9 protein-coding genes are annotated in these 9,601 nt (G+C 77.2%); 3 read left to right on the top strand and 6 right to left on the bottom strand.

The annotated features are described in order from the left end of the window. Window positions 1-162: 162 nt before the first annotated feature. From JOE43_RS15275 to JOE43_RS15285, 3 genes are read right to left on the bottom strand one after another with little or no spacing between them, the layout of a single operon-like run. Window positions 163-1,044 carry a MurR/RpiR family transcriptional regulator gene (locus tag JOE43_RS15275; RefSeq protein ID WP_307803412.1) on the bottom strand — a complete coding sequence of 294 codons (882 nt, stop codon included), beginning with the start codon at window positions 1,042-1,044 and terminating at the stop codon, window positions 163-165. Continuing rightward, the gene (locus tag JOE43_RS15280; RefSeq protein WP_209518895.1) at window positions 1,041-2,303 is read right to left on the bottom strand and encodes an allantoate amidohydrolase; all 1,263 of its coding nucleotides are present in this window, start codon (window positions 2,301-2,303) and stop codon (window positions 1,041-1,043) included. The genes JOE43_RS15275 and JOE43_RS15280 overlap by 4 nt, the downstream gene beginning before the upstream one ends. Further along, on the bottom strand, window positions 2,300-3,595 hold the full coding sequence (locus JOE43_RS15285) for an alanine--glyoxylate aminotransferase family protein (RefSeq protein WP_245187170.1): 1,296 nt from the start codon (window positions 3,593-3,595) through the stop codon (window positions 2,300-2,302). The genes JOE43_RS15280 and JOE43_RS15285 overlap by 4 nt, the downstream gene beginning before the upstream one ends. A gap of 87 nt (window positions 3,596-3,682) precedes the next feature. Between JOE43_RS15285 and JOE43_RS15290 the strand changes: the two genes are divergently transcribed. Continuing rightward, window positions 3,683-4,384 (top strand): NTP transferase domain-containing protein, encoded by a 702-nt coding sequence (locus JOE43_RS15290; RefSeq protein ID WP_307803413.1) that lies wholly within the window; start codon window positions 3,683-3,685, stop codon window positions 4,382-4,384. A 123-nt stretch (window positions 4,385-4,507) separates the two neighbouring features. Here JOE43_RS15290 and JOE43_RS15295 read toward each other — a convergent pair whose 3' ends face one another. Beyond that, entirely contained in the window at window positions 4,508-6,151 is a 1,644-nt protein-coding gene (locus tag JOE43_RS15295) for an AtzH-like domain-containing protein (protein WP_307803414.1), read from the bottom strand. Further along, window positions 6,144-7,280: an acetamidase/formamidase family protein gene (locus JOE43_RS15300; RefSeq protein WP_056058978.1), complete on the bottom strand. Its 1,137-nt coding sequence runs from the start codon at window positions 7,278-7,280 to the stop codon at window positions 6,144-6,146. Before JOE43_RS15300 ends, JOE43_RS15295 begins: the two co-directional genes overlap by 8 nt. Window positions 7,281-7,536: 256 nt before the next feature. Between JOE43_RS15300 and pucL the strand changes: the two genes are divergently transcribed. Both pucL and JOE43_RS15310 read left to right on the top strand, forming a co-directional pair. Further along, a complete protein-coding gene (pucL, locus tag JOE43_RS15305) occupies window positions 7,537-8,445 on the top strand; it encodes a factor-independent urate hydroxylase (protein ID WP_209518899.1) in 909 nt (302 codons plus the stop codon). Window positions 8,446-8,530: 85 nt separating this feature from the next. Continuing rightward, a complete protein-coding gene (locus tag JOE43_RS15310) occupies window positions 8,531-9,046 on the top strand; it encodes a nucleoside deaminase (protein WP_209518901.1) in 516 nt (171 codons plus the stop codon). 62 nt (window positions 9,047-9,108) lie between these two features. Here the strand turns inward: JOE43_RS15310 and uraH are convergent, their stop codons facing one another. Next, the gene (gene uraH, locus JOE43_RS15315; RefSeq protein WP_167260038.1) at window positions 9,109-9,435 is read right to left on the bottom strand and encodes a hydroxyisourate hydrolase; all 327 of its coding nucleotides are present in this window, start codon (window positions 9,433-9,435) and stop codon (window positions 9,109-9,111) included. Window positions 9,436-9,601 lie beyond the last annotated feature (166 nt).

The raw sequence follows: 9,601 nt of genomic DNA on the forward strand, positions 1-9,601 counted from the left end.
TCGACCGAGCCGCCTCGCCTCAGCGGCGAGTCGGCGGGTCCGTGCCCCCGGGGGCGGGCCCGGTCGCCGAGCCGGCGGGTCCGTGTCCTCGTGGGCGGGTCGGCGGCGACCCGCCCCCGAGGACGGCGACCCGCCGCACCGGCGAGGACGCCCCGGCGGGGCTCAGGCGCCCGCGCCCTCCGTGCCGGGCCGCTGCTCCAGCTCGGCCAGGTCGGCGTAGAGCCCGGTGACGTCGCCGACGCGGGTGCGGCCGGTGCGCGGGTGCTCGGCGAGCACAGCCGCCGCGAAGAGCGCCACGAGGCTCATCGCCGCGGCGTAGCTGTCGAACGGCGACGGGCTGTCGACCGGGCACTCGAGGCGCACGGTGACCTCCGCGGCGCGGGCCGACGCGTCGCCGACGAGCACGACGGGCACCCCGCGCTCCGCGAGCGAGCGGACGACGCCCGAGAACCCGGCCGGCCGTCGCCGGAACCCGACGAGCACGACGACGTCGCGCGGGCTCAGCCCCACGAGCTCCTCCCCGACCGACTGGCCGGGCTGCGGGGCGAGGCGCACGTCGTCGCGCACCTGCACGAGCTGCTGTCGCAGGTGCATCGCGACCGGGTAGCTGTTGCGGAACCCGACGACCACGACGCGCTGGGCGTCGGCCACCAGGCGGGCGGCGTCGGCGAGGCGGCCGTCGGCGAGGCCGTCGAGCATCCGCTGCAGGTTGCGCTGCTCGGAGGCCGCGTGGGGGGCGAGGTCGCCGGAGGCGGTGGTCGGCCCGACGGGGACGCCCCGGCCGCGGGCGGCGCGGGCCTGCTCGCGCACCTCCTGGGCGTCGGTGAACCCGAGCCGGCGGAACAGGCGCGACACCGTCGCCTTCGACACCCCGCTCTGCTCGGCGATCTCGGTCGCGGTGACGACCGCCAGGTCGTCGAGGTGGTCGAGGATGAAGTCGGCGGCGCGCTGCTCCTGCGGGGAGAGGGCGCCGTAGCCGGAGTCGATCCGGTCGCGGATGCCGCCCTCGGCGGGGGCCTCCGTGACGTCGCCGCTCGCGCTCACGCCGCCTCCGCCGTCCGGGCCGCGAGGGCCCGCACCGCGGCCTCGAACGCGTCGAGCGCGACCGCCACGTCGGCGAGGTCGACGATCTCGTCGGGGTGGTGGCTGATGCCGCCGGCCCCGCAGCGGACGAAGAGCATCGCCCAGTCGGTGAGCTCCGCGACGGCCATCGCGTCGTGGCCGGCCTTCGAGAACAGGGTCATCGGGTCGGAGTCGCCCGTCGCCGCGATGCCCTCGCGCACGACCTCGCGGAGGGCGGGCGAGGCGACCACGGCGGGCGCGTTGTGCGTCTCGCGCGCCTCGACGGTGAGGCCGCGGCGCTCGGCGACCTCCGCGGCCTCGGCGAGCACCGCCTCCCACACGGCGTCGCGCTCGTCGTCGTGCTCGCCCCGCAGGTCGACGCTGGCCTCGACCAGGCCGGGGATGACGTTGACCCCGCCCGGGAAGGCCTGCAGCCGGCCCACCGTCGCCACGCAGCCCGCGTCGCGGGCGAGGCGCTCGACCGCGAGCACGATCTCGCTGGCCCCGGCGAGCGCGTCGTGCCGACGGTGGAAGGGGACTCCCCCGGCGTGCCCGGCGACGCCCGTGACGGTGAGCTCGAAGCGCCGTGCCCCGGCGATCGACGAGACGACGGCGAGGGCCCGGTCGGCCTCCTCGAGGTAGGGGCCCTGCTCGATGTGCGCCTCGAGGTAGCCGACGAGCGACCCCCGGGGAGGCGCGGCGTCGGCCACGGCCGCGGGGTCGAGCCCGAAGGCGGTGAACGCGTCGCGCAGCGTGGTGCCCTGGTCGTCGACGAGCTGCCACCACGCGTCGTCCCAGGTGCCGGCGAGCGCCCGGGAGCCGAGCAGGGCCGTGCCGAAGCGCGTGCCCTCCTCGTCGCCGAACGCCGCGACCTCGACCGCGACCGGCAGGCGGGTGCCGGCGCGGTGCAGGCGCTCGACGACGGCGATCGCGAGCAGCACGCCGAGGACGCCGTCGTAGCGCCCGGCGTCGGGCACGGTGTCGAGGTGCGAGCCGAGCAGCACGGCGGGTGCGCCCGGCGTGCCGGCCTCGTACCGGCCGCGCTGGTTGCCCGCGGCGTCCTGCCAGGTCGTCATGCCCGCGGCCTCCATCCAGCCGGCGGCGATCGCGTTGACCCGGGCGTGCTCCGGGCTGAGGTAGACGCGCGTGATGCCGTGGGCCAGGCTGCTCTCCCGGGCGAGCTCGTCGCACCGGTCGAGGATCGCCTGCGCGTCGGAGCGGGGCGTGCCTGCGGGGCTCACGCCGCGCCTCCCGCCTGCTCCGCGCCTCCGGCGGTCGCGGCGGCCGCGGCCGTGGCCGTGGCCCGGTCGGCGTCGGCGTACACGTCGTAGGCGGCGTCGACCCCGCCGCCCGTCGCGACCCGGGCGCCCGTGCGGCGCAGCACCGACTCGAGGGCCGAGAGCGTCGTCAGCACGGTGTCGCGGCGGGCGTTGTAGCCCATCGTGCCGATGCGCCAGACCTTCCCGTGCAGCGGCCCGAAGCTCGTGCCGATCTCGAGGCCGAAGTCGGCGAGCAGCTGCCCGCGCACCGCGTCGCCGTCGACCCCGTCGGGGATCTCGACCGCGACGACGTTGTTCATCTTGTGCTCGACGTCGCCGAAGACCCCGAGGCCGAGCCCGCGCACCCCGGCGAGCATCGCCGCGCCGTGCAGGCGGTGCCGCTCGACGGCGGCGTCGAGCCCCTCCTCGACGACGAGCCGGGCGCACTCGCGGGCGCCGTAGAGCATCGTCGTGGCCTCGGTGTGGTGGTTGAGCCGCTGCGGGCCCCAGTAGTCGAAGATCATCGCGAGGTCGAAGTAGTTCGAGGCGATGCGGCGCTCGCTGGTCGGGTCGCCCGCGCTGCGGATGCCGGCCTCGACGGAGGCGCGGGCCCGGATGCGCTCGACGGCCCGGTCGGAGAAGGTGGCCGGCGCCGAGCCGGAGGGGCCGCCGAGGCACTTCTGCAGCCCGGCGGTGACGGCGTCGAGCCCGAGGGCGTCGGCGTCGAAGGCGTTGCCCGCGATCGAGGCCGTGACGTCGGTGTAGAAGAGGACGCCGTGCCGGGCGCAGATTTCGCCCAGCCCCTCGAGCGGCTGGGCGACGGTCGTCGAGGTGTCGCCGTGCACCACGGCGAGCAGCGCGGGGCGCGTCTCGACGATCGCGCGCTCGATCGCCTCGGCGGTGAAGACCTGGCCCCAGGGCACCTCGATCGTGTGCACCTCGGCGCCGCACCGCCCGGCGATCTCGACGAGCAGGTGGCCGAAGCGACCGAACACGGGCACGAGCACCCGGTCGCCCGGCTCGATCAGCGAGACGAGGGCCGCCTCGATGCCGGCCCGCGAGGTGCCGTCGACGAGCACGGTCTGCTCGTTCCCGGTCTGGAACACCTCGCGGTAGAGGGCCTGCGTCTCGTCCATGGTCGCGGTCATCCACGGGTCGTACTGGCCGACCAGCTGCGCCGACATCGCCCGCAGCACGCGCGGGTCGGCGGTGATCGGGCCGGGGCCCATCAGCAGGCGAGCGGGCGGATCGATCGGCTGGAAGGCTCGTTTCATGCCGCCATCGTACGCAACCCGTGTTTCAGGGGTGTTGCCGTGCGGTCGGGCGCGGCGGCGAGGCTGCGAGGCTGCGAGGATCGGGGCGTGATCGAGCCGACCCGTGCCCCCTCGTCGCCCTCCGGCGTGCCGGCGGGCAGCGCCCCCGGCGGCCGGGTCGTCGGCGTGCTCCTGGCCGCCGGGGCCGGGACGCGCGCGGGCCGCCCGAAGGCCCTCGTGCGCGACCCCGACGGCACGCCCTGGCTCGAGCGGGGGTGCGCGGCGCTGCTCGACGGGGGCTGCGACGTGGTGGTCGTGGTGCTCGGCGCGCGGGCGGGCGAGGCGCGCGGTCTCGTGCCGGCCGACCCGCGCCTCCTCGTGGCCGTCGCCGGCGACTGGGCCGAAGGGCTCGCCGCGTCGCTCCGCGCGGGGCTCGCGGCGGCGGCCGGGCCGCAGGTCGCCCGGGCGCTGGCCGACCTGCCCGACGTCGGGACGGCGGCCGGGGCAGGAGCAGCGGTCGAGGAGGCGCGGTGCGCGCTGGTCTCACTGGTCGACCTCCCGGGGCTGCCGCCGGCCGCGGTCGCGCGGCTGCTCGACGGCGAGGGCGCGCGTTCGTCGAGCGCCCTGCGGCAGGCGGTGTTCGGAGGGCGCCCGGGCCACCCCGTGGTGATCGGTCGCGACCACTGGACCCCGCTGGCGGCCACGCTGCACGGCGACTCCGGCGCGCGGAGCTGGCTGCACGCCCACGGTGCCGAGCGCGTCGACGCCTCCGACCTGTGGGACGGCGCCGACGTCGACCGCCCCGCCTGACGGCGCGCGCGCCGTCGCGCCCCGAGGTGACTCGAACTGGGCCACACGCGGCGTCGAGGGCCCCGGACGGGTCACCTCGATCGCCCCGACGCCGCCGCCGCAGCCGCCGACGCCGCCCGCGCCTCAGCCGACGAGCGACGCCGCCAGGTCGACGAGCGCGAGGTCCGAGCCGCGCGGCCCCACCAGGCAGAGCCCCACGGGCCCGCCCGCGACGCGCAGCAGCGGGGCCGAGACGGCCGGGCGCCCCGTGACGCCCGCGAGGGAGGTGAGGCGGAGGGTCGCCCCGCGCACCCGGTCGACCTCCTCCGGCGAGGCGTCGAGCCGGGGCGCCGCCGACGAGGCCGAGGGCAGCAGGAGCACGGCGTCGCCGAGCACCGCGTCGAGGGCGCGACGGGCCTCGGCCAGGCCGACCCGCGCCTCCTGCTCCTGCTCGGCGTCGACGCCCGCCCCGGCGGCGAACCGCGACGCGACGTCCGGGGAGAGGACGCCGGGGTGCGCCTCGATCCAGCGGCCGTGGCTGCGCCAGGCCTCGGCGGCCTGCACGACCCGGAACAGCTCGAGGAGCGCGCCGAGGTCGCCGACCGCGACCGCGTCGGGCCGGGGCAGACGCCCCGCCTCGACCAGCCGGTCGACGGCCACGCCGACGGCGGCCGCGACGTCGGGCTCGACCCCGTCCAGCACGCGGGGGTCGACGACGACGGACGCCCCCGACAGATCCGACGGCCCGCGCCCCGCCGGCACGGCGGGAGCCGACCCGAGCGACGCCTCCGCCGCCGCCCGCAGCGTCGCCGCGTCGCGCGTCAGCCAGCCCACCGTGTCGAAGGTCGGCGCCAGCGGCAGCAGGCCCTCCCGCGGCACGGTGCCGTGCGTCGTCCGCAGCCCCCACAGCCCCTGGTACGAGGCGGGGACCCGCACCGAGCCTCCGGTGTCCGTGCCGAGCCCGACGTCGGCCTGCCCCAGCGCGACCGCCGAGGCGGGGCCGCTCGACGAGCCGCCCGGCAGCGCACCCGGCACGGCCCCGTTGGGCGGGGTGCCCCACGACCCGTTGCGGCCGGCGACGCTGTACGCGAACTCGTCGGTCTGCGCCAGGCCGGCGACGCTCGCCCCGGCGGCGAGCAGCAGCTCGACGGCCGGGGCCGACGCCGTCTCGACCGGCTGCTCGGCGAGCCAGGCGGGCACGCCCGCGCCGACCGCGTGCCCCGCCACGGCGAAGAGGTCCTTGACGGCGACGGTCCGCCCCGCCAGCGGCCCCGAGGAGGCGCGGGCCGGCACCAGGGGCCCGCCCACCACCCGCCACACCCGCGTGTCCACCGCGGGGCGCGGGGCCTGCACGTGCGCGGTCGCGATCCGCCACGGCTGCCCGGCCCCGCGCCTCCACAGCTGGGTGACGACGCCGCGGCCGCCGCCGGCCGGCGCGGTGACGGTGACCACGACGGCCGAGCCGGGGTCGAGCACGCGCACGTGGCACTCCTCGACGCGGCGGGCCGGGGCGCCGCCCCGCCGGGCCCGGAACGCCGTGATGGCGTCGTGCCCGACGAGCACGCCCTGCGCGTCGACGCGCACGCTGCCCGGGCCCGGCTCGAACGCGTCGGCCAGGGCCGCGGCGTCGTCACGGCGCAGGGCGTCCTCGTAGGCCGCGACGGCGTCGAGCAGGCCGTCGGGCAGCTCGCCGCCCTCGAGGGTGGTGACCGGCAGCGGGGCGACCGGCGGCGAGGTGACCGGCGGCGAGGTGACCGGCTGCGGGGCGGGAGCGGTCTCGTCAGGCACGGGCCGCCTCCTCGCGGTCCAGCCGCGTCACGGCTCGGTCGCCGCCCACCAGCGGCACCCCGGCGAAGTCCGCCTTGCGCACCCGGGCGTGCACGCCCTTGACGAGGTCGACCACCTGCGAGATGTCGAAGTCGGTCGCGGCCGAGAGGTAGGCGTAGGCCAGCGACTCGTCCATGCCCCAGCGCGCCCGCAGCAGGGCGATCGCCGCGCGGACGCAGGCGCGCACCGCCTCGTCGAGGTCGGCGTCGAGGCCGGTCGGCACGAGGTCGTCGACGGTCTCGCCGAGCGGCCCGGCGAGCTCGCCGAACATCGCCAGCGCGTCGTCGCGCCGCACGAGGTCGAGCTGGACGGTGACGCGCAGCGACGCCTCCATCGCGGTCAGCGCGACCTCGCCGTCGCCCTGGGCGAAGTGCGGGTCGCCGACGTAGACGAGCGCGTCGGGCACCTGCACGGGCAGGTGCAGCGTCGTGCCCGCCGTGAGCAGCGCGATGTCGACGTTGCCGCCGAAGGCCCCCGGCGGCACCGAGTGCGGGCGCTCGGCGCCCGCGGCGGCGACGCCCATGATGCCGAGGAAGGGCCGCAGCGGGAAGCGCACGACGTGCTCGCCCCCGGGCACCACCGGCAGCGTGCCGACGAGCGAGCCGTCGGGCTCGACGTCCACCGCCGCGAAGACGCTGACCGGGCCCTCCTGAAGCGGGTACTCGCCGGCGAGGGCCCCGCGCCCGTGCCGGTTCGAGACGACGCCGTACGGCACGCGCGGCAGGGCCTCGACGAGCGTCACGCTGAGCACGTCGCCGGGCTGCGCCCCGCGCACCGCGACCGGGCCGGTGACGAGGTGCGGCCCGTCGACGAGCGGGTCGCGGCCGTGGGCGTCGGAGGCGGCGATCGCCACCGCGTCGCGCAGCACGTCGTCGGCGGCCACGCCGTGGGCGGCGAAGAAGCGCACCGGGTCGCGGCCCTGGTCGTCGAGCACGCCCTCGTGGCTGACCGTGTCGATCGTGACGCGCGTGCCCGGCTCGACCGTCAGCACCGCCGTGTCGGCGGCGCAGGGCAGGCGGCCCCAGAGCGTCGTCTCAGGGGTCGCGGGGAGGTAGTGGCCGGCGGCGACGGGGCCCTCCCCCGGCTGCAGGGGCCAGGCGGGGCGGGGCGGGGCGGCGGGCGCGGCGTGTGAGTCGGGCCCGGCGGCGGACGCGGCGGCGGGAGGAGGAACGGGGGCGGGGTGCACGGCGACGGCCTCTCTGGTCGCGCGGGGCCCGTGGCGGCCCCGGGTGACTCCCGACCCTAGGCGACCAGCCGTCCCTCCCGAGGGCCGTCCTGAAACAATCCGTTCACAAACGGCCCATCGTGAAACACGGCGTTCACACGAGCGTGTGAGGATCACGGCCATGGCGATCATCCTCGGCGACAACCAGTACGGCAAGGCGGAGTCCCGCCTGGTGCGCATCGTGCGCGACTCCCCCCGGCACGAGATCCGCGACCTCAACGTGACGACCGCGCTCCGCGGTCCGTTCGAGGCCGCCCACCTCGCCGGCGACCAGTCGGCGGTGCTGCCGACCGACACGCAGAAGAACACCGCCTTCGCGTTCGCCAAGTCGCACGGCGTGCAGTCGGTCGAGGGCTTCGGCCTCGACCTGGCGCGGCACTTCGTCGCCGACGTCGGCCCCGTGGTGGGCGCCCGGGTCGAGATCGAGGAGTTCGCGTGGGCCCGCGCCGTCGTCGACGGCGCCGAGCACGACCACACCTGGCTGCGCACGGGGCAGGAGGTCCGCACGGCCGCCGTCACGGTCGACGCCGACGACGAGCACGTCGTGGCCGGCCTCAAGGAGCTCGTGCTGCTCAAGTCGACCGGGTCGGAGTTCGCCGGGTTCCTCACCGACGAGTTCACGACCCTGCCCGAGACCCACGACCGCGTGATGGCGACGGCGCTCGACGCCAAGTGGCGGCTCTCCGGCGCGGCGGCGGCCGACCCGGACCGCGACTGGGACTCCCTGTACGCCTCGGTCAAGACGCTGATGGTGCGCGAGTTCGCCACCCTCCAGTCGCTGGCGCTGCAGCAGACGCTCTGGCACATGGGCAAGGCGGTGCTCGAGGCCCACCCCGAGATCGCCGAGATCCGCCTCAAGGCCCCGAACAAGCACCACTTCGCCTACGACCTCGACCGCTTCGGCCTGTCGAACGACAACGAGGTGTTCTGGGCCGCCGATCGGCCCTACGGTCTGATCGAGGCCACCCTCACGCGCGACGACGCCGCCCCCGCGGGCGACGCCTGGCGGGCGTCGGCCGGGCTCGCCTGAGCCCCGCCGCCGAGGCCGCCCGGCCCGCACCGCCCGACGCCGACCCCGGCGACACCCGACGACACCCGACCGAGCAGGAGGCGCCGTGAGCGCAGAGAGCACCACACCCGTCACCCGTGCGACCGCCACCGAGGCCGACGACGCCCGCTGGCTGGCCCGCACCATCGAGCTCGCGGTCGAGAACGTCGCCGCCGGCGGGGGGCCGTTCGGCGCCCTGATCGTGCGCGACGGCGAGCTCGTGGCCGAGGGCCAGAACCGCGTCACGGCGAACCTCGACCCGACCGCGCACGCCGAGGTCACGGCCATCCGGGCCGCGTGCCAGGTCGTCGGCGACTTCTCGCTCGCCGGGGCGACCCTCTACACGTCGTGCGAGCCGTGCCCGCTCTGCCTGTCGGCGTCGCTCTGGGCGAGGGTCGACCGCGTCGTCTACGCCGCCGACCGCCACGACGCGGCCCGGGGCGGCTTCGACGACCTCGAGTTCTACGAGCTGTTCGGCCGCGACCGCGCCACCTGGGATCTCCCGGTCGTCGCCGCGCGGCCCGACGACGCCGCGGCGCCGTTCGAGGCCTGGCTCGCCCACGACCACCGCACCGACTACTGAGCGCCGTGCGACGGGCCGTCACCGCCGGGGGCGCCCGGCCCCCGGCCGCGCACGCCGGCGGGTCAGCTGCCGCGGTACGTCGTGAAGGCGAACGGGCTGAGCAGCAGCGGCACGTGGTGGTGGGCCGACGCGTCGGCGAGCTGGAAGTCCAGCACGACGCGCGGCCAGAAGGAGTCGCGGCCCGAGGCCTCGAAGTACGCTGCGGTGTGGAACGTGAGCCGGTAGACCCCCGCGACCAGCGCCTCCGGCCCGAGGTCGGCGACCCGACCGTCGGCGTCGGTGACGCCCTGGCCGAGCAGCGTGCCCGCCTCGTCGGAGAGGTCGACGGCAACGCCGGCGGCCGGACGGCCGAGCGCCGCGTCGAGCACGTGAGTCGTGACGTGGCTCACGCGGCGGGCTCCCGCGGCGACGCGGTCTCGCTCGTGCGGCCGGTCTCGGCCGTCGCGGCGGCGAACATCTGGCGGAGCCGCAGCGCGGCGATCTCGACCAGCTGCTCGCCCACGACCTGCTTCTCGGTCTCGTCGTCGAGCTTCAGCCGACGCTCGAGCTCGTCGA

This window comes from Frigoribacterium sp. PvP121 (assembly GCF_017833115.1).
Lineage (GTDB): Bacteria > Actinomycetota > Actinomycetes > Actinomycetales > Microbacteriaceae > Frigoribacterium > Frigoribacterium endophyticum.

Coding starts and splice junctions, on each gene's coding strand:
- JOE43_RS15285 (WP_245187170.1), bottom strand. CDS start 3,595: ATGAAACGAGCCTTCCAGCCGATCGATCCGCCCGCTCGCCTGCTGATG.
- pucL (WP_209518899.1), top strand. CDS start 7,537: ATGGCGATCATCCTCGGCGACAACCAGTACGGCAAGGCGGAGTCCCGC.